The following is a 20,594-nucleotide window of genomic DNA, read 5'->3' on the forward strand; positions in this document are numbered from 1 at the left end:
TATGCCATCGGACTCTAATAATATATTTGGGTTCTTTGATGAGTTTGAAGCTTCAGAAGGAGAGTCGGAACAATCTCCATTAGAGCTATATCAAGAGCCCGTTGAAATTGTATTAACCCTAGACAGTCAGCCAAAGAAGGTGCAACAAGAGGTGCTCCGCCGTATCAAAATTATCGCCTTTGTGGATAGGCGTTTAAAAGGTGGATGGACCGAGAAAAACTTGCCCCCCATACTAAGCCTCGTTGAATCTGAATTGCAACTAACTCCTCCTAGTTGGCGAACACTAGCTACGTGGAAAAAATCTTACTTTGAGTCAGGAAAAGACCCATGTGCGCTTATACCGAAGCATGCGTTTAAGGGGAATAGGCAAAAAGAAATGGATTCACAATCCTTAATTGATGAGGCGATTAGGAATATATATCTGACACGTGAACGACTTAGTGTCGCAGAAGCATATCGATACTATAAGAGTCGAGTGATTCAAATAAATCGTGAGATTGTCCAAGGGAAAATAAAGCTAATTTCCGAGCGTTCTTTTTACAACCGAGTACACGACTTGCCTCCCTATGAAGTGGCGACTGCAAGGTTTGGCAAACGATATGCAGACAGAGAATTTCGCTCGGTTGGTCAACAAGTAGCTGCAACCAAGCCAATGGAATATGTCGAAATTGACCATACTCCAGTTCCAGTTATTCTGATTGATGATGAGTTAGATATTCCTTTAGGACGCCCTTATCTCACGATGCTTTATGACCGTTTCAGTAAATGTATTGTAGGGCTGAGTGTAAATTTTAGAGATCCCAGTTTCGACTCTGTACGCAAGGCTTTACTTAATACTTTGATAGATAAAAGCTGGTTAAAAAGTAGCTACCCTTCTATAAAGAATGATTGGCCATGTCACGGAAAGATTGACTACCTAGTTGTTGATAATGGCGCTGAATTTTGGACCGACAGCTTAGAAGACTCTTTAAGACCATTCGTAACTGATATTCAATATAGCCAAGCTGCTAAGCCTTGGCGAAAGTCAGGGATCGAAAAGCTATTTGATCAGATGAACAAAGGGTTAGTGAACGCATTGCCTGGGAAAACGTTCACCAATCCTACTCAACTTCAAGATTACAATCCTAAAAAGGATGCGGTGGTTAGAGTTTCTATATTTCTTGAATTACTTCATAAGTGGATTGTCGACTATTACCATATGGCACCTGATTCAAGAGAACGTGACATTCCATACCACAAGTGGAATCAATCGGAATGGACTCCCTCTTACTACAGTGGTGCAGAGAAGGAGCAGTTGAGAGTTGAGCTAGGTTTGCTTAGACATCGGACCATCGGAGTAGCAGGAATTAGGCTTCATAACCTACGCTATCAGTCCTCTGAACTTATTGAATACCGTAAATATTGGGCATCCAACAATGGCAAAAAGCTGTTTGTTAAGACCAAAACAGACCCTTCTGATATCAGTTCTATTCATGTTTACCTAGAATCGGAAAAGAGGTATATAAAAGTTCCAGCGGTAGACAACAGCGGATATACAAAAGGGCTGTCCCTTTTTGAGCATGAGCGAATACAAAAAGTACGTAGGCTTAATACTAAGCAGCTTGCTGATGATGAGGCGCTTTCGGATACATTCCTGTACATGAAAAAACGTATTCAGGAAGAGACCGATAGATTCCGCCGTGCGAAAAACAATAAGGCTAGCTTGCCTAAAACGGGCAATACTTCGAAATTAGCAAAGTTTAATGATGTGGGCTCAGACGGACCAAGCTCAATCAATACGACTCCAGTTAAACAAGAAACTACGGTAGTGTTCGATGTCTCAGGGCAATTATCTGACGATGATTTTGAAGATATTGAGGGGTATTAATTTGAACTTAACATCTAGTCAGTTTGAGCAACTAAAGTCCTTTGAAACTTGCTTTATCGAGTACCCTGCAATAACTGAAATCTACTCTATTTTGGATCAACTTCGTTTTAATCATTCCCTTGGCGGGGAACCGGAGTCTTTCTTGTTAACTGGTGAGGCCGGAAGTGGAAAGACGGCTTTGATTAATAATTACCTATCACGCTTTCCGTCGAGTTCAACTTGGAGCAAACAACCAGTTCTTAGCACTAGAGTGCCGAGCCGCATAAATGAACAGAATACGCTCACACAGTTTTTAGTTGATTTGGATGGTAAATCAGGTGGAAGAGGTACTCGAAGACGTAATGAAATTGCACTCGGCGAGGCTGTCGTAAAGCAACTTGAACGCAAATCTGTAGAGCTGATTATCGTTAACGAAATTCAAGAGCTTGTAGAGTTTTCGACAGCAGAGGAAAGGCAAGCTATTGCTAATACGTTCAAATATATAAGTGAAGAAGCGAAAGTCTCGTTTGTGTTGGTTGGTATGCCCTATGCGGATGTAATAGCGACAGAGCCACAATGGAACTCGCGATTAAGTTGGAGACGAAAGATTAAGCATTTCAAGCTGTTGAAAGCTAGCAGTCATTCGAGTGGAGCGGTGTCTTATGCTTTTGACTTGGAACAAAAAAAGCATTTTGCCAAATTTGTCGCGGGTTTGAGTGCGAGAATGGGTTTTGATGAACCGCCAGTACTTACAAAAAATGAAGTGTTATATCCTTTGTTTGTTATGTGTAAGGGAGAGTGCCGAGCGTTGAAGCACTTCTTGAAAGATGCATTACTGATGAGTTTCAATGAGAACGTCGATACGATAGACAAAGCGATATTGTCGCGCACGTTTTCATTTAAGTTCCCCTATTTGGATAACCCATTTGATGCTCCTGTAGAGGAGCTTCGTCTTCATCAAATTGACTCTGGTTCTACTTACAACCTAAATGCCATTGCCGCAGAAGATAAAATACTTGCTCCGCGATTTACAGATGCAATTCCGTTGAGCATGTTATTGAGTAAAAGCGGGCTTAAAGCTTAGAGATGACTTTCGCCATTTAGGTTTTCCAGTAGCGCTTTTTTTTCGTCGTCACTCATTTTCTCAATGGCACACGCCAGTTCAGCACTCAATTCGTTCCTACAGAAAAAATAGTTCAAGGGAACATCTAACTCTTCAGCCATTCGTTCGAGTGTACCAATATCTGGTACGTGTCTACCTTTCTCATAATGGTTCATTCGCCCACTAGCAGAGCTTGGTTCCATGCCGATTTTCACCCCTAAATCTTTTTGGGTGATTTTGGCTTTTTTACGCGCAGCTTTGAGCCTCGCTGGGATTGGGTTGTCTTTTTGCACTTACACATTTCTTTTCAACCTTTAGATAACTTAGATTGTCTAAGTTTTACTGATTTTTGTATACTTAGCAATCCTAAGTTTTTGTTGTTTGTACTAGTGATATGAATAAAGCGATCAGAATTAATCCCCACATGTTTAACCTATTGATTGAAAAAGGAATGGATGGCTTTTCAGTCATAGACGCTAGGGATACTTTACTAAACAGTGATGTGACCTTCCCGAGTAAGGATGACGCTCGAAAGTACATTTATAAGCAACTTCTATCATTCGAGGAGAAAGGTTGGCTTTCTGTTGTTGGGACCCAAAGATCGAAACGTTACCATCAAACTAGTGAGTTCAAAGCACTCAAAGTCGAGCCCAGAATGGCTAGAAACAGTAAGGTTAAAGCTGACTCAATGGCCATTCAGATTTCAGAGACATCTTTGACTGCATTGGAGCAAGAGAAAAAACAATATGAAGGAGAGCTCGCGATTACTCTAGGTGAGATAGAGGAATATCAGTCGCTGTTGACGCGCTTCCCTCACAGCAGACGAAAGATGCAACCCCTATTTAACGAAGCGAGAGAGCGATCAGCAAAGCTATTGGGCAAAATCAATGCACTAACCAATTGGATGCAAGTAGCACAAGGTAAGGTGTAACAATGCTAAGGGTATGGCAAGCCGACTGTGCAGAGCTGGCTATCAATAAATTTGCATCCAATAGACGACCGCATTTCTTCTGCCAAGCGACTCCTGGTGCAGGTAAAACCGTTATGGCTGCCGAGGTGGCAAGGCGCTTATTTGAAGAAGGTATGATTGACTTAGTGCTCTGTTTTTCGCCATCTTTGTCCGTAGCTGAAGGGATGCAAAAAACGTTTGCATGGAAATTAGAGTGCTCATTTAACGGAGGGTTAGGTTCTCTGGGAGGATCTTATACTTACCAATCTATCCGTTTTTTTGACGATAACTTTTGGAACACTATCAGCAAACATCGAGTCTTAGTCGTATTTGATGAAATTCATCACTGTTCGTTTGAAGAAGATGGTCGATCAAACTCTTGGGGTATAGAGATAGTCTCAAAGATACAAGGACTTGCACGATACACGCTGGCATTGTCAGGCACTCCTTGGCGTTCAGACAGACTGCCAATTGTGATGGCAGAATATTCTGCCCCTGAAGGGATGCTTATCTGTGATTACCAGTATGGCTTAAAGCAAGCGGTTGTAGACGGAGTTTGTCGCCAACCGAAAATTGTCTTAATCGATAATGAGCATTTGAGTATTACGTCTGGAGGCAATAGGCAACATTTTGCGTCCATTTTGGATTGCCTTAAACAATCTGATATTTCTTATCAAAGCGTCATTCACAATGAAGAAGCGATGCATTACATCTTGAACAGTGCCTGCAAAAAGCTAGCGCAGATCAGGGAACTTTCGCCAAACGCAGGCGGGTTAGTGGTCGCTGCTTCTATCAAGCACGCGAAAGATATTCAAAAACGCTTGGTCGAGCAGTTTAATCAATCAGCAAGCATTGTCACTTATCACCACGTAAACCCACTAAATGAAATTGAATCTTTTCGACACTCGAATGTTCAGTGGATAGTCAGTGTTGGGATGATAAGTGAAGGTACGGATATTCCTCGGTTGCAGGTTTGCTGTCATATGAGCTCAGTGAAAACAGAACTCTATTTCAGGCAGGTCCTTGGAAGAATATTGAGAGTTAACGACTCACTGAACCAAGAAGCATGGTTGTATACTTTTGCTGAAGAGAGCTTGGTCAAGTTTGCTGAGCGTGTAGAAGAAGACATTCCAGAATCTTGTATGTTCATTGGCGTTGAAAAGTCAGTAACTTCATGTTGTTTAGATTCTCTTTCAGACGATACTGGTTCTATTTCTGAATCACGAACAAACAATATTCTACCACTTGAATGGGCTACGGGCCCTTTTTTGGAAAGTGTGAATAGTGATTTTTTAGCCTTCGAAGAATCAGAACGTATCAAGTTAGGGGCCTTTCGAGAGCGAGTGATAGCGGCTTTTGACTATGTTTAATCTCCCAAGCCTACAATTTGTGATCGGATTACCCATTAACCATACTATTGTTGCGTTCTTATTCTTCACCCATATGAACTTTGTTATATAATCCGTCGCAATTCAGTATGGAATCAAAGTCGTATGGTCGAAAAGTTCTCCAAGTCTCAGCTGTCTGAAGCCGACATCATCTCCAAGTTCATTCTTCCCGCTATTAAAGAAAATGGCTGGGATGACATGAACCAAATCCGCCAAGAAGTAAAACTGCGTGACGGTAAAGTTGTGGTTCGTGGTCAGATTGCCGCACGTAAGAAAGTGAAGTCTGCTGATATTGTGCTGTATCACAAACCAAGTATGCCGCTTGCTGTAGTGGAAGCGAAAGCGAACAAGCACGAAATTGGTAAGGGAATGCAGCAAGGCTTGGATTATGCGTCACTACTGGATGTTCCGTTTGTGTTTGCTAGTAATGGTGATGGGTTTATATTTCATGACAAAACGAACCCTGCGCAACTAGAAACAGAAATCAGACTCGAAGACTTCCCATCCCCTCAAATGTTGTGGGAAAAATACTGCCAATGGAAAGGTTACTCAGATGAGCAACTGCCGCTAATTACACAAGCTTACTACGATGATGGAAGCGGTAAATCTCCGCGTTACTACCAATTAAATGCGATTAACAAAACCATTGAAGCTGTCTCTGAAGGAAAGAACAGAGTGTTGCTGGTGATGGCGACGGGGACGGGGAAAACCTACACAGCATTTCAGATCATTTGGCGTTTATGGAAGTCCGGTGCGAAAAAGCGCATTTTGTTTTTGGCAGATCGCAATATCTTAGTTGACCAAACGAAGAACAACGATTTCCAGCCATTTGGTACTGCCATGACCAAAATTGGAAACCGCAATATCGATCCTGCTTTTGAAATTCACCTAGGTCTCTACCAAGCGATGACGGGGCAGGAAGAGCAAAAGAAAATCTTTAAGAACGTGAGCCCTGACTTCTTTGACTTAATTGTTGTTGACGAGTGTCATCGCGGTAGTGCGTCTGAAGACAGTGCTTGGCGAGAAATTCTGGAATATTTTAGTTCCGCTACTCAAATTGGTTTGACTGCTACGCCAAAAGAAACAGACGAAGTTTCTAATATTGAATATTTTGGTGAGCCTGCTTATACCTATTCTCTAAAGCAAGGGATCGAAGATGGATTCCTCGCTCCTTATAAAGTGGTTCGTGTCGATCTCGATGTAGACTTACAAGGTTGGCGTCCAACCAAAGGTCAGAAAGACAAGCATGGGGAAACCATCACTGATCGCATCTACAACCAAAAAGATTTCGACCGAACAATGGTGATAGATGAGCGAACAGCATTAGTTGCTCAAACCATTACTAAATATTTAAAACGTACAGATCCGATGGCGAAAACCATCGTATTTTGTAACGACGTCGACCATGCAGAGCGTATGCGACGTGCCATTGCTAACTGCAACCCAGAGCAAATGGCGAAAAACGAAAAATACGTAATGAAGATTACAGGGGATGATGAAATCGGCAAAGATCAGCTTGATAACTTCATTAACCCGAAAAAAGCATATCCGGTGATTGCAACAACATCTGAATTGATGACGACAGGGGTCGACGCAAAGACATGTAAATTGGTTGTACTTGATTCGACGATCAAATCCATGACCAAATTCAAGCAGATCATTGGTCGGGGCACGCGTATTGATGACCGATTTGGTAAGCTGTGGTTCTCTATTCTTGACTTCAAAAAGGCGACAGAACTCTTTGCAGATGAACGTTTTGACGGTACACCAGAAAGGGTAAAAGTTACTAAACCAGAAGATTTTGAAAACCCAGATGATCTCAACGATATTGTCGATGGTACAGGTGATAAAGGGGCCGATGACTCGTCTTTCGAGGATGATATAGACCCCACTACAATTTCTAAACCAACGACGCCAACAGATACCCCAACGGATGGAGGTAACACCCCTGAAGGTGGAGATGAACCGATTCAAGAAGAAGTGCGCAAGTTTTATGTGTCTGGTGTTTCGGTAACTAAGGTCGCGGAGCGTGTCCAGTACTATGACAGTGACGGTAAATTGGTAACGGAATCATTTAAAGACTATACCCGCAAAGCAATGGCAACGCAGTTTGCGTCAATGGATGATTTCACTAAGAAATGGAATGATGCAGATCGTAAGCAAGCCATTATTGATGAACTTGCTGAGCTCGGTATTATATGGGAAGCGCTGGAGCAAGAAGTGGGAAAAGACATGGACCCATTTGATATGATTTGTCACGTTGTATATGACCAACCGCCATTGACTCGAAAAGAGCGAGCGGAGAACGTGAAAAAGCGCAACTACTTCACTAAGTACGGTGAAACAGCACAGCAGGTACTGAATAATCTACTGGATAAGTACGCGGATGAAGGCGTTCAAGAGATTGAAAATATTCATGTATTGAAAGTAAAACCTTTTGATGAAATGGGTCGACCGATTGAAATCATCAAGAAAGGCTTTGGTGGTAAGCCGCAGTATCTCGAAGCGGTAAATGAACTAGAAGCGGCAATCTATCAAACTTCATTTGAACAAACCGCATAAACTCCCTTCGTAAAGGTCGCTAAATTTAGCGACCTTTTTATTTTGACTCACCCACTCGATCTAACTCTGAAGAAAACTCTGAAAGAAGCTTAGTGAACTCATCGTCTAAACAAGAATGATTTATGTACTTTGTAGGCACCATATTTAGCTTTAAAGAAAGGTAGTCTGGGTGTTCAGTAATGACTTTTAGATACGCATCAAGGCGCTTTTCCGATGTCGTTTCTCTTTTCAAATGTTTCTTTAGCTTCTCATAAAAGTTTGAGACTGCCTCTGGGGTTACATCTTGAAGATCCTCGTAATCATCGCAATAAAGTTCTTCATATAGCACATCAGCCAACTGACGAATGCTCCATCCCAAAGACGCAATAAGGTCTCGTATCTCTGTTTGTTTTTTTCTTGTCCCCATTTGTCCCAAGTCCGTTCGTTAATATGCAATTGTCTTAGCGAAGACACGTAAATAATCAATTTTAAAGGATAAAATCATGACTAAATCAAAAACACCAATGACACCAGAAGCCGCTGCTCGTATTCAAGGTCACGCAGCGAAACAAAATGGTGGGCAAGTTCCTAAAGGTGACTTTGCGGGCCGAGCTCAACGCGCGGCTGCTCACAACCAAAAACAAGGGAAATAGGAGTTCATCATGAATAAACCAGCTTCAAGTACACCAAAAGGTGGTGCTAAGCCGAATCCAAATTACCCAAGCACGACGGGCAAACCGTCGGGCGGCGGTCGCGGAAATACCCCTAAAAACAAATAGCTGTATATACCCAGAGGCGCACTAGCGCCTCTTTTTCTTCTATTTACTCAACAGCCCTTGGAGTTGTGGATGAATGCTGCGATAAACGGCTTGTTGTCAGCTATATATTCCGAATACGGTATGGCTTTTTCAGTTTTACTCATCGCGCATAAACAAGTATCTCGCTTGTTTTCATACCAGCTTACATCGACCATATTTTGGGAAGAATTCACGCAGGTATCTATGATCGCGTACTCCACTTCCAGGGGATAGCGTTCTTCATCGAAAGTATTATTCACTTGGTAACCACCAAAAGCACCAATAAGCAATGTGGTACTTGCTGATATCCATTTTCGCTTACTAAAGCTAAAGCCTTTAAAACTCTTCTCGCACTCTTTACAAGAGATATTCTCAGCAAACTCGATGTCATTATCGGCTTGGCAATGGGGGCATTCTATTTTCATTAGCAACTAACATGATTGATTTATAAGTATTTATTGAATCTATAATTCTAGCGTGATTATACGCCTACATTCATAGACATAAATCGATTTTTTCGATCGATGTTCTGCTATAATTCGCCCCAATTTTCAGTTAGCTAAAGTAGTAAAACATGTCTATCAGTTCTGTAATTAAATCCATTCAAGACATTATGCGTAAAGACGCAGGTGTTGATGGTGATGCTCAACGCCTTGGTCAAATGTCATGGCTTTTATTCCTAAAAGTATTCGATGCTCAGGAAGAAGAGCTAGAGCTGGAAATGGATGACTACAAAACACCGATTGATGAAAAATATCTGTGGCGTAATTGGGCAGCAGATGCAGAAGGTATTACGGGCGAAAAACTGCTGGAATTTGTAAACGATGACCTGTTTTTTCATCTAAAGAACATGACGGCGCCGGTAGATAAAAACCCGCGTGGCTTTGTAGTAAAAGAAGCATTCAGTGATGCGTTCAACTACATGAAGAACGGTACGTTGCTACGCCAAGTCATCAACAAGCTTAATGAAATAGACTTTACCGACTCTAACGAGCGCCACTTGTTTGGTGATATCTACGAGCAAATCCTCAAAGATCTTCAAAGCGCAGGAAACGCTGGTGAGTTCTACACCCCCCGTGCGGTCACCCGCTTTATTGTTGACCGTTTAGACCCTAAGCTTGGCGAAACTATTATGGACCCAGCAACGGGTACGGGCGGCTTCCTTGCTTGTTCATTCGACCACGTTAAAAACAACTACGTGAAAACGGCGGCTGACCATCAAACGCTGCAAAAGCAAATCCACGGTGTAGAGAAGAAACAGCTTCCACATCTACTTTGTATCACCAATATGATGCTGCATGGAATTGAAGTACCCGTACAAATCAAACACGGCAATACGCTAAACAAGCCGCTTTCAAGTTGGGACAGCAACATCAACGTGATTGCCACCAACCCTCCGTTTGGTGGTACTGAAGAAGACGGTATTGAAAAGAACTTCCCCGCAGAGATGCAAACCCGTGAAACGGCGGATTTGTTTCTGCAACTGATTATTGAGGTGTTAGACCCTGCCAATGGTCGTGCGGGTGTGGTATTGCCAGATGGCACTTTGTTTGGTGAAGGTGTTAAAACCAAAATCAAAAAGATGCTGACGGAAGAGTGTAACTTGCACACCATCGTTCGTTTGCCAAACGGCGTGTTTAACCCGTACACGGGCATTAAGACCAACATTCTGTTCTTCACCAAAGGTAAGCCTACTAAAGACGTGTGGTTCTACGAGCACCCATACCCAGAGGGCGTGAAGAACTACAGCAAAACTAAGCCAATGAAGTTTGAAGAGTTCCAGCAAGAGCAAGAGTGGTGGGGCAGCGAAGAAGACGGGTTTGCTTCTCGTGTTGAGAACAAGCACGCATGGAAAGTCTCGATTGAAGAGATCATCGAGCGCAACTTCAACCTAGATATTAAAAACCCATATCAAGAAGAAGTGGTAAGCCATAACCCGCAAGAATTACTAGAAAGCTATCAACAGCAACAGCAAGAGATTACTGAGCTGCGTAACAAGTTGAAAGGCATTCTTGGTGATGCTCTGAAATCATCTGTAGGTGAGGGTGAATGATGAGCCTTGACCAAACACCTATCAATCAGTTGATTACCGACAATATCGATACTTGGACTTCAACGGTAAAAACTAAAGCAACGACAGGGCGTGGCAGTAGCAAAAAGCTAGAGCTGTATGGCGTTAAGAAACTGCGTGAGCTGATTTTGGAACTGGCGGTGCGAGGTAAGTTGGTGCCGCAAGATCCGAATGATGAGCCAGCTTCTGTGTTGCTTGAGCGAATTGCGGCACAAAAAGCGCAGCTAATCAAAGACAAAAAGATAAAGAAAAATCGTAAACAACCAGTGATTACTCAAGAGGAAATTTATTTCTCTGCGCCTAAAAGCTGGGCATATGCTCGTTTAGAAGATGTATATGATGTTCGGGATGGTACTCATGATAGTCCTAAGCCAACTAGTGAGGGGTATCCATTAGTCACTAGTAAGAACTTATCTTCAGGTAAGCTAGATCTTTCAGAAGTAAAACTGATTTCTAAAGAAGATCATATGAAGGTGATCGAGCGCTCTAGAGTTGATAGGAATGACATCTTGTTTGCTATGATCGGTAGCATCGGTAACCCAGTGATAGTAGATACTGAGATTGAATTTAGTATCAAGAACGTAGGGCTATTCAAGTATTACAACCCTAAAGACTCATCACCAAACTATCTAAATCATTTTTTGAAGTATGCTGCGGAAATCATGAAGAAGCAGTCGGCAGGCGGTGTTCAGCCATTTGTATCGTTAGGCAAGCTAAGAGGTTTTGTTATGCCAACTCCTCCGCTGGCCGAACAACACCGCATCGTCGCTAAAGTCAACGAACTAATGACCCTATGCGACCAACTAGAGCAACAAACCGAAGCCAGCATTGAAGCGCATCAGGTATTGGTGACAACGCTGTTAGACACGCTAACCAACTCTGCAAATGCTGAAGAGCTAATGCAAAACTGGCAACTAGTTGCGGAGCATTTCGATACCCTGTTCACTACCGAAGAAAGCATCGACCAGCTAAAACAGACCATCCTGCAACTGGCGGTAATGGGTAAGCTTGTCCCACAAGACCCAAATGATGAACCTGCTGCAAAGCTGCTAGAGCGTATTGCGGAAGAGAAAGCGCAGTTGGTGAAAGAGAAGAAAATCAAAAAGCATCCCAGCGTCGAGCCAATTGGTCACGTTGGTGTTATCCCAAGTAGTTGGAAAGAAATTGTTGTTCAAGATTTCGCCGACATCAGATTGGGGAGCACTCCATCAAGGCATGAGTCTAAGTTTTGGAATGGAGATATCCCTTGGGTTTCATCCGGTGAAGTCGCTAATGGCGTTATTGTAGATACTGCTGAAAAAATAACTCAAGTAGGCTTTGATAACTCTAGTACATCGATAATCCCTAAAAGAAGTTTGTTAATGGCAATTATTGGACAGGGTAAAACTAGAGGTCAAACGGCTTTGCTTGGGATTGATGCTTGCACAAATCAGAATGTGGCCGCATTTGTATTCAATGAAGAGCTTGTCATTCCAGAATATGTTTGGTTGTGGGCACAAAGTAAATATGAATCCCATAGACAAGGTGGTCACGGAGGTGCTCAACCAGCTCTAAATGGTAAAAAGGTTAGAAGCTTTGCATTTCCTCTGCCTCCAACTAACGAGCAAATGCGTATTGTTGCAAAAGTTAATGCACTTAACTTGCTTTGCGACCAATTAAAACAACGTCTTCGCACTAGCCAACAAACCCAACTTCAGCTGACTGATGCGATTGTTGAGCAGGCGTTGTAGTTTGCGAATGTATCGGGCTTACCACATATTAATGGCAGCCTTAGCGCTGCTATTTTTCTCTTTATTGTTTGAATAAAAAAATCATGGCTTTAGAACAAGTTATCTACGACCTTGAGCAGGTTAAAGGGCTCTCTGATGAAGAGCTTTACCAACGCCTTTACGATAGTTGGGGCTTGGAAAATAATAAAATTGATGTCTGGGGTGAACTGGGTATTAACGAGGCAGGGAACTGGGCTGGCATTCGTAACGCAAAAACACTTAATGGTAACCAAAGCATAGAATACCCTTTGGCTGATTCTTATGAATTGCAATCAGGTGTGTTTTTAAACCCATCAGTAGCAAAAATAGTGCTAGGCAATGACACTAAAGGCATGGTTGCTTGTGAGCTAATGTTAGCGTCCATCCCGCAAAGAGCTAAAAAAAACAACCCATTTCTATTAGCTGTCAATGACAAGACGGTTGAGCGTTTGACCTACTTGCCTGATGCATTACCTAACTTAGACCGGCAAGCCCTAATTCAAAATGAAGATGAAACACTCCTACGCAAAGTTATTTATGACGCAGAAGTTAAGCGTGTTAAACACAAAATCGCTTCAGAAACAGAAGCGTTAGAGGCAACGTTACTAGAAAAACAACAGGATATGACTGAGAAGTTGGCGGAGTTGTCAGACGCATTCAAAAGTACACAGGATAAAATCACAGCATCAACGACAGAGCTTGAAAGCTCAATCAAGAGAAATGAAGAACTAAATGATGATAATCATCGGCTAAATCTGAAGATTCAAGAAAGCAAAGCTGAGTTAGACGTCATTATCGAAAAGAGCCGAAGAGTAGAGGAAAGTATGGCAAGAAAAGTCGAGAAACTAACAGATTTCATCAAAGAGAAAGCCATCTTCCTCAAGAGTTTTGAGTTTTTGGATGAGGAAGATTTCGACTTTTTTGTTGGAAGTCCCTTGTCTAATAAGGAGTGTGGCGAGCATATCTCTTTTTCGCAAGCTTTTGATTCTAACTACAGCGATGCAGTTTCATACATTCAAGCGCACCTAAAAGAACGGGATATTCTTTACCCGTGCCATATTATTGAGAACTTTTTGACGCTTATCCGTACCAATGATCTTATCATTTTGGCGGGAGACTCTGGTTCAGGCAAAACTAACCTAGTTCAGTCGTTTGCTAAAGCGATTGGTGGCGTATCGAAAATCATCCCTGTTAAGCCAAACTGGACCAGTTCAGAGGACTTGCTGGGCTATTACAACCCGTTAGAGAAGAAATATTTGGCGACACCATTTCTTGAGGCGTTGATCGAAGCTAAGCAAAACCCTGATATCCCATATTTCATCTGCTTGGACGAAATGAACCTTGCCCGAGTGGAATATTACTTTGCAGACTTTCTTTCTAAGCTTGAAGAACGTAACGAGCAGCCGACTATTCAACTTTACTCGGATGATGAAGCCGCACACGTTCTCGCCGAGCTAAAAGGGGTTGTTTCGATCATTTCTAACGCGCAAGAAAAATTCAACAAAAACGGCATCTCGGACTTCGTTGCGCTTATGCAAGATGAAGAGATAAACGCAGAGATGAAACGTGCATTTGGCTTTAGCGATAAAGACTCACTGATTAAATACCACGGTGACATCAGACGCATGTTAGCAGGTGTTCTCGGCACGCCTTCGTCGATCACGATTCCAGCGAACGTAAGAATTATTGGTGCTATTAACATCGACGAAACGACGCATTACCTATCACCAAAAATTCTTGACCGCGCGCATGTGATGAAGTTTAAGAGTCCTTTGCTGACCGACTGGGATGCTATTTTTGATGAGATTGACTCTTACGGGCTAGACGACGTTACTTTACCACTAGTGTTTGATATTGAAGAGCTTGGTGAGCGTACCCCTTATCCGAAATTTGAACGTTCGAATGAATTCTGCGAGCTATTTACGACTTTAAACCGAGATGTCTTTGACCCGCTTGGCGTGGAGTTTGGTATGCGTACCATTCGACAAGGGCTTAACTACGTAAGTTTGTTTAGCGATGTAAACGACAATAAGTCTCTGGCCATCAACAACTTTATCGTTCATAAGGTGCTACCAAAATTCACATTTGATGGTGATAAGCAAGTAGGCGATTACAGTAAAGCTGAGCTTGTTAGCCGTGTATTCTTACCTCGCCTTGAGTCGCTGTTGGGTAATCAAGCAGAGATAACGGCGGAGTTTTCTTGCACCAAATCGGTAGAGCGTTTGGTTAAAACTGCTGAATCGAATGATGGCGTTGTGAACTACTGGGCGTAATCATGGAAGCTCCATTCGTTATCAAGTTTATCGAGACCAAATGGCACGATAAGCAAACCTTAGTCAGTGTTAGCGAGTCGGAGTACTCGCTAAAGCTTGATCAGATGGGGAACAATGCCTTTTCCGCACACACCACCATCTACCCTAAGGTCGATGAGCTACGTTTTGCTCAACTTGCGATTAAGACTAAGTATGGCAATCAGTCTCCGCCTTACATTGCCATGCCTAATGGTGATAGAAAGCAGTTAGAGTCGATAACCGATCCCGCCTCTAATGCTGTGTGGTGGGTTGAGCCCGCTCATTGGGATGCAAAACAACGGGTTTGGCGAAGTGAAGCGCGGCGAACGGCTGGTCAGATCGCGTTTGTCATTGGTAACTCAACTCTAAAGCTTGATATTGATATCTCCGAACAGACCAAATCGGATCTTTCACGCTACCTATCAGATTTTAAAGCGGATCTGTGGGAGCTGATACTCGATGAGAATAGTCATATCACGGGCGACGCTAAAAATTCACAGGTTGCAGCCATCGACCAAGAAGCGTTGTCATTGGTCGCATCAATTCTTAGCAATGCACAAACCATCCTCAAAAAGCCCAAAGTTGAGCTGAAAGAAGTTCAAGCATTGAAGCCGGTCAAAGAGGTACGCCCTGTTCCACGTACATTTATGGAAATATGTACCAAAGGTTCGCGTAAGCATTTAACGAGCCGCGCATCTGAGCCGAGTTACAACGTGCCAGAAAACCAGTATGTGCTGTATGTGGTTTCGAGCACACTTAGCATTGTAAAGCAATTGGTTAGGGTGGCTGAGAGCAAAAAGAGTCGTTTTTCTGGTGCTATTGAAAAGCTCAATGAGCGTTTAGACAGTTTAAAAGACTATCGTATTATCAACCGTGACCTAGTAGTTAAAGACTTAGAACGACTTAAAAAGCGCTTTGATACAGAAGTAATCAATGCCGAGTTATCGGAACAGTTAGCGAAAATCAACGTTAATCTGTCTCGAAGTTACTCTGAAAAAGGTTACCTAAGATTGGAAAAAGCAACAGGCTCTGAGAATGAGTGGTGGGCTAAAATCAAACCATCGCAAAATGATGACTGGCAACAGTTTGAGCCAGATGGATATACCATTTTTAGTTCTAGAGGTCATTACGCCAGCTTGTTTAAATCTTATAGCGACTATGAGATAGAAGCGAAGATCCCTTTACCGTTAAGAAGGGGAAAAGCGGTGGTCTTGTATCCAGAATACATCTCACGAATTTGCGTATTACCAGAGTCGCGTTCTATTCAAAGAGAGCAAGAAAATTTCATTAAATTGCGTGACAAAGGCATTGCTCTAAGTAAAAAGGATTGGCAAGCGAAGCTGACAACAGATGAACTCGCTGAACAGGAAAAAGAACGTTCTACCATCAATAAGCGCTTGGGTTATTTCGCAACTGAACGTGAAAAGGTGGGAATGGTACACAAAGCGCTTGAGCCAAAACTGAAACCTTTCCAGCAAGTAGAAAAAGAATGGCGTCAGTGCAAAGTCAAAAGTAAAAGCACCTTTCCTAACTCTATGACTTTTGTGCAAAACCCTGCCTATCAAGCGGTTCACTCGGGTTTTAAAAAGTTAAAAGAGCAGATTGGCTTGGCCGATGAGGACATTTTGCTTTCGCTGGAGAAAGTCGAGGCGATTGGACTAGTCAACATGCCACTACTTTATGAACGTTGGTGTTTGCTGCAAATCATCAAAGTGCTGACTCATGCATTCCGATATCAGCCAGAGGACAACTGGAAACGAAAATTGATTGCGAATATTCAAGGCAATGAAGAACAAATCAGCATTCAGTTTTTCAACCCAAGTGTTTCAAGAACTATCACTCTGCAATACGAGCCGTTCTTAGCTAATGGTAAGTGCCCTGATTTTGTTTTGGATGTAGAAGCGATTACCAAAAGTGGTTACCAGATCTCAAAGCGGTTAGTTGTCGACGCAAAGTACTATTCTGCTGACTATCTCAAGAAAAGAGGTGGGATCGGTGGGGTTATCCATGAACTATATAAAGTTAAGGATTATAGCGAAGGTCAAGAGAATAACGTGTTTGTTCTTCACCCCGTGGTAGATGCGGTTGAGAAAGTCGTATCCCCTCAGGAATGGGCGAAAGACAGTTATTTAGGTGAGCTATCCATGTTTGAGTGGGAGCCTGCATACCATGAACGCAAAGCTACAAACTATGGTGCAGTATGTGCTAACCCAATGAAGTCACAACGCTATCTTGATGAAATCCAACGTATGCTAGGGATGTTTTTGCAATATGGCATTGAAGATAATACGCCATCTCGTGCAGATTCTGATGATACTCAAGCCATAAATTTCTGCGTGTCTTGCGGTTCAGAAAAAGTTTCTGATGTAACTAACTCAATGAGATCAAATCATCAAAAGCGTTGGTATCGGTGCAATGAGTGCACTCAGTTTACCGTGTATAACCACTGTGGTACCTGCAATACACGATTAATTAAGAATGGCGAGTATTGGACCTATTTATCTTTGATGCCGATGTCTTCAATTAGCATTAAGTGCCCAAGTTGTGAGTCGCCAGTTTAGTGAAAATAGAATAATGTCAAAGGTATAAACACAATAATGAGCCTCTACAACATATATAACAAAAACCTAATCGCTTTAACCCAAACTACTTTTGCCGCCGAAGGGCTGCAAGAGCGTCAGGATCTGCAAGAAGCGCTTAAAGGCTGCATCGACGCCATTGCCCCAGATTGCCTGGTGATCTCTGAAGAGTTTTCCGACTGGGAAGACAGCCGTAGGCGTATCGACTTGCTAGCCATTGACCGCAACGCTAACTTGGTAGTGATTGAGCTGAAACGCGATGAAATCGGTGCACACATGGAGCTTCAAGCGCTTCGCTATGCTGCGATGATTTCCACGATGACGTTTGATAAGGCATGTGAGTACTTTGAGCGTTACATCGCTAAAGAGGAGCTAGAAATCAATGCCCGTGAAACCATTCTAGAGTTTGTCGACTTAGATGAAAGCAGTTTGGATGACTTTGGGAACGATGTCCGTATCGTGCTTGCCTCCGCTGATTTTGGTAAAGAACTGACCACATCTGTCCTTTGGTTGCGGGACAAAGGCATTGATATCAGTTGTGTTCGCCTTACACCATACCGCTACAAAGACGATGTGTTGATTAATGCAGAGCAGATCATTCCCGTCCCAGAGGTTGAGGCGTATCAAGTCAAATTCCGCGAGAAACAGGCAGAGCAACGCACCAGTAAAAAGGGACAGCGCGATTACTCGAAATATCGATTTAATGGTCAAGTTTATAACAAACGTAAGTTGGCACTGGCTGTTTTGACACATTGGATTGAACAAGAAAATCCTCAAAGCCTATCTGTCATCAAGGATGCGTTAAAAGACTATAACTTGCCTCGTGCCGTTGCTTTGTTTGAGGGAATCGCTGACAAGCATATGAGCCGTTATCATTCAACAGAATGTGATTTAATTACTTTGACCTCTGGTGAGCTTATTGCCATTTCAAACCAGTGGGGTGACAACATTCCAAGGCTGTTAGATGTGATGAAAAGCTATGGTATAGCCGCGGAAAGAATAGAAAATTGAATTTGTAGAGGGAGCGATTAGCTCCCTTTTTACAAGTATTAATTGATTAAAAGCAATGTGCAATCTCATGCTTATTGATAGAGTGCTCTGATTTTAATGCTTTTTCTTCGAGGTTATTCGCTTCCATGAGTTCGTTACCCACACCATCTCGCTCAAAAAATCAGTTTATTTATGACTTTTCTGTTTACAAATATTCAAGCAAATCAGATGCAGAGCAGATGGTTGAGAAGATTCGCACAGTATTGGATGATGCTAGAACAAATGAACAGTTCAAAGAAATCCAATTGGAGTTGCTTTGGAGAAGTTTAGAAAGTACTGATAAGAAAGTTAATTCTAAGGCATGTATTAGTGAGCAGGAAAAAGCAGAGAAGAAGGCAAGGAAAAAAGCTAAGAAACAAGCGAAAAAAGAGAAAATACGACTTCGTGAAGAAAGAGGGCGTGATGCCATTATAAAGCCAACTAGACGCACACCGTCGAGTTATATCAATCAGGTCGCAACGAAACATCAAGACACCACTAGACAACCGATCGTACACCGAATGGCTTTACAGCCAGCTTCTAAAAAACAAGTGACTCCATGGCCTACATGGGCTCAGGTTAAGGCGAATAAAGTTGTAGCTGTGCCAAAAGAGGCAGCCCCTGTAGAGACGCCCATACATGAACCAGAACTTGAAGCTGTTGCGTTAACTAATGTCTTAATTCAATCAACGGTTCAAAATCCTAAATTAGAAGTAGAGGTTAAAGCGTCGTCTAGTTTCGAAATATCAGAAAAGACTAAAGTAGAACCAGTAGTGTCATCTGCGGCGACTCCTAAGCTAGAAACGTTCCGATGGCCTTCGACAGTCGCTTATGAAGCAGATGAGAGCATGCCTGAATCTAACTGGCCTAAAGTAGGTATGTTATCTGCGGTAGGTTATTGCGTTGGAATTAATGGCTTGGGGCTTAAACAGAGGCAAGAGCTATTGAGTAACGTTTATTCAAAACGTTTGCCGTTTGTCGATAGCCGCAAGTATGTCGCCGAGTGGGGTGCCCCTAAAAGCTCAGAAAGGCTGAAGAAATTAGCAGAGGCAATAGCTGCTTTTGTTCGAAATGCGAAGAGAAAGAAGAATAATATGTCTGTTGCCATTCGTGAATGGGAACAAGATTTAGCATGGCTGAAAGAGAAATACTATCTCCAACACAAGTTTGTATGGGTTTGGCCTAAATCAGCGCTGCCGAATGAAGAGATCGAAAAACTTCAGATAACAGAGGCGCTTGAAGATCAAAAAGTATATGCATCTTCACGAGAGTTTTTGGTAGATCAGTATGTAAATGATGCCAATGAACTTTGCTGCCAGATCTGCCAATCAGCTTTACCGTTTAAATTAGGTACTGGAGAGTATTATTTCGAAGAAACTTCGGTTCATAGCCTTGCTAAGAAAAGTAGTTTTTCCGATCTGCTGTTTTGTCCAAACCATCGTGCAATGTATCAACATGCAAATGATAACGAAGTTCAATTGTTAGAAGCTCTCGGTTCATCCTTTCAAAAAGATTTAAAAATCACGCTAGCTAATAAAAAACATATAATTTTTGTTACTGAGAAACATCAAGTCGAACTAAGAAAGCTTCGTTCTGAACTCAGTGATATAACGTTTGAATTTGTACATAAGTCGTTGTTAGGAGTTAGTAAAGTTCACCTTTATGAACTGGGTGGAAAGTGGATTTTGTCATCGAAGGCAGATGTGAAACTGAGCGAGTTTACATCTAGTCAAGAGGCGAAAGAGTGGCTAAAACGATTCGATGCATTTCGAAAGCGGGAGTCACCAACTCAAATTAAAGAGACAAGACCACAATCTAGAATGAAGAGAAAAACGGGAGCTGGCAAGGTCACTCACACATCGAAAAGTCCTATTTTACGATTAGGGTCTATTAAGAAATCAGTAACTCAAAGCACTTACAAAACGGGCTTCACCACTTGTAGTAATTGCCGTGGTGATGGTGGTATTAATGGTGGCTGTTGGAAGTGTGGTGGTTCAGGTTGGATGTAATGGAAGGTATTAAACTTGTTTAAAAGTGGCACTACGAAGACTACGGTAATTGGTTATGTAAACCGTAATAACCAGAAAAATCATGGTACGAGGTTTGTGAATGGTAATGATCATTACCAAGTTTCGTACAAACTAGAATGTCTTGAATCTGGGTGCGGTGTTGTTTACGGCGCCAATGGGACTGATGTATTTCAAAGAAAGTGCCCTAAATGCCAAGTTGGTAAACCTGGAATTGATTTCTAGT

General features: G+C 42.3%; 15 protein-coding genes. 12 read left to right on the plus strand and 3 right to left on the minus strand.

All coding sequences use genetic code 11. The features are described 5' to 3' along the window. The first annotated feature begins 1 nt into the window (after position 1). Positions 2–1,867, plus strand: coding sequence for a Mu transposase C-terminal domain-containing protein (locus tag RJ47_RS08470; protein ID WP_039483172.1), 1,866 nt, complete (start codon positions 2–4; stop codon positions 1,865–1,867). Then, on the plus strand, positions 1,815–2,930 hold the full coding sequence (locus RJ47_RS08475; protein WP_419831529.1) for a TniB family NTP-binding protein: 1,116 nt from the start codon (positions 1,815–1,817) through the stop codon (positions 2,928–2,930). The genes RJ47_RS08470 and RJ47_RS08475 overlap by 53 nt, the downstream gene beginning before the upstream one ends. Here the strand turns inward: RJ47_RS08475 and RJ47_RS08480 are convergent. Further along, a complete protein-coding gene (locus tag RJ47_RS08480) occupies positions 2,927–3,241 on the minus strand; it encodes a helix-turn-helix domain-containing protein (RefSeq protein ID WP_039483175.1) in 315 nt (104 codons plus the stop codon). The two genes, RJ47_RS08475 and RJ47_RS08480, sit on opposite strands and share 4 nt — an antisense overlap. A 101-nt stretch (positions 3,242–3,342) precedes the next feature. Here RJ47_RS08480 and RJ47_RS08485 point away from each other — a divergent pair, with 101 nt between their 5' ends. From RJ47_RS08485 to hsdR, 3 genes are all read left to right on the plus strand, one after another. Further along, on the plus strand, positions 3,343–3,879 hold the full coding sequence (locus tag RJ47_RS08485) for a hypothetical protein (RefSeq protein ID WP_039483178.1): 537 nt from the start codon (positions 3,343–3,345) through the stop codon (positions 3,877–3,879). 2 nt (positions 3,880–3,881) lie between these two features. Next, on the plus strand, positions 3,882–5,267 hold the full coding sequence (locus tag RJ47_RS08490) for a DEAD/DEAH box helicase (protein WP_039483180.1): 1,386 nt from the start codon (positions 3,882–3,884) through the stop codon (positions 5,265–5,267). A gap of 123 nt (positions 5,268–5,390) precedes the next feature. Further along, entirely contained in the window at positions 5,391–7,847 is a 2,457-nt protein-coding gene (gene hsdR / locus RJ47_RS08495) for an EcoAI/FtnUII family type I restriction enzme subunit R (RefSeq protein ID WP_039483181.1), read from the plus strand. 37 nt (positions 7,848–7,884) lie between these two features. Here hsdR and RJ47_RS08500 read toward each other — a convergent pair whose 3' ends face one another. After that, positions 7,885–8,253 carry a hypothetical protein gene (locus RJ47_RS08500; RefSeq protein WP_038879351.1) on the minus strand — a complete coding sequence of 123 codons (369 nt, stop codon included), beginning with the start codon at positions 8,251–8,253 and terminating at the stop codon, positions 7,885–7,887. A gap of 76 nt (positions 8,254–8,329) precedes the next feature. Between RJ47_RS08500 and RJ47_RS20810 the strand changes: the two genes are divergently transcribed. Beyond that, complete coding sequence (locus RJ47_RS20810; RefSeq protein ID WP_072036319.1) at positions 8,330–8,479, plus strand: hypothetical protein; 150 nt, start codon at positions 8,330–8,332, stop codon at positions 8,477–8,479. Between the two features lie 173 nt (positions 8,480–8,652). On the opposite strand, the gene RJ47_RS08505 is transcribed toward RJ47_RS20810, so the two are convergent. Further along, positions 8,653–9,048, minus strand: coding sequence for a hypothetical protein (locus tag RJ47_RS08505; protein WP_039483188.1), 396 nt, complete (start codon positions 9,046–9,048; stop codon positions 8,653–8,655). A gap of 149 nt (positions 9,049–9,197) precedes the next feature. On the opposite strand from RJ47_RS08505, the gene RJ47_RS08510 reads away from it, so the two are divergent. The 6 genes from RJ47_RS08510 (at position 9,198) to RJ47_RS08535 (ending at position 20,350) form a co-directional block, all read left to right on the plus strand. Continuing rightward, positions 9,198–10,676 (plus strand): N-6 DNA methylase, encoded by a 1,479-nt coding sequence (locus RJ47_RS08510; protein WP_039483191.1) that lies wholly within the window; start codon positions 9,198–9,200, stop codon positions 10,674–10,676. Beyond that, a complete protein-coding gene (locus RJ47_RS08515; RefSeq protein ID WP_039483225.1) occupies positions 10,676–12,424 on the plus strand; it encodes a restriction endonuclease subunit S in 1,749 nt (582 codons plus the stop codon). The genes RJ47_RS08510 and RJ47_RS08515 overlap by 1 nt, the downstream gene beginning before the upstream one ends. A gap of 83 nt (positions 12,425–12,507) precedes the next feature. After that, entirely contained in the window at positions 12,508–14,715 is a 2,208-nt protein-coding gene (locus tag RJ47_RS08520) for an AAA family ATPase (RefSeq protein WP_039483194.1), read from the plus strand. A 2-nt stretch (positions 14,716–14,717) separates the two neighbouring features. Then, the gene (locus RJ47_RS08525) at positions 14,718–17,294 is read left to right on the plus strand and encodes a nuclease domain-containing protein (protein ID WP_052237931.1); all 2,577 of its coding nucleotides are present in this window, start codon (positions 14,718–14,720) and stop codon (positions 17,292–17,294) included. 36 nt (positions 17,295–17,330) lie between these two features. Next, entirely contained in the window at positions 17,331–18,323 is a 993-nt protein-coding gene (locus RJ47_RS08530; protein WP_039483199.1) for a membrane protein, read from the plus strand. Between the two features lie 125 nt (positions 18,324–18,448). Further along, the gene (locus RJ47_RS08535) at positions 18,449–20,350 is read left to right on the plus strand and encodes a hypothetical protein (RefSeq protein ID WP_231565941.1); all 1,902 of its coding nucleotides are present in this window, start codon (positions 18,449–18,451) and stop codon (positions 20,348–20,350) included. Positions 20,351–20,594 lie beyond the last annotated feature (244 nt).

It is taken from the genome of Vibrio sinaloensis, from assembly GCF_000808535.1.
Classification (GTDB): Bacteria; Pseudomonadota; Gammaproteobacteria; order Enterobacterales; family Vibrionaceae; genus Vibrio; species Vibrio sinaloensis_D.